The sequence below is a fragment of the Peribacillus sp. P4_C12 genome, assembly GCF_056402095.1.
Map to the genome: position 1 here is coordinate 1 of NZ_JBFUIB010001121.1, position 648 is coordinate 648.

Annotated in this window: 1 protein-coding gene; it reads right to left on the minus strand. The window is 32.8% G+C overall.

The window, feature by feature from the left end; all coding sequences use genetic code 11:
* The coding region (locus tag AC1DUW_RS31700) for a M24 family metallopeptidase (protein ID WP_477644559.1) at nt 1–239 on the minus strand (239 nt) is incomplete at its 3' end.
* Nucleotides 240–648: the final 409 nt, after the last annotated feature.

Below are 648 nucleotides of genomic sequence, written 5' to 3' on the forward strand. Positions count from 1 at the left end.
CCCGGAATACCATGTGCCACTTCTTCATTAAGACTAATGCAAGTATAGCCAGGAAAATCATATTCACCTTTTGGAGCTGAAACTGCACCTGCTTTTTCTAAAAGTTCTCCGGCTAAATCATCAAGTTCTTTGGTCGTTATGCCAGGAATTGTTCTTTGAACCAATTCATCTCTAATGGAGGCAATAATTTTGCCAATTTCCTTCAAACCATTAAAATCTTCTTCTGTTTTTGCAATCATTTTTTTCCTACCTCATTATCTWTTATCATCAATAAACTATATAAGTATTAATTGTACCTTTATTTTCTCGAAAAATAAAAGCAATGTAAATTATTTGGTACAATACCCCTCAACTGAATTTTTCTTCGATCAAGAAATAGACCACAAAAAGGATCTAGTACATATGACTATACTATTAATTGGATTTACCTTCCACTTTTCTTATTAAGCTGCCCCGATAGTTCCACAAGAAAAGGAGCTGCTGATCAGCTCCTGATAATGAAGTAAAGTACCCGTTACTTGAAATAGAAATTTAATTAGCTTTTCTTGGTCCGCATAAAATATAAATATCCTAAAACACCTAAAATTATACCTCCGAAAACAATAACTTAAAATATAATATCCCCTATAAACATAACCTGTTCCTCCT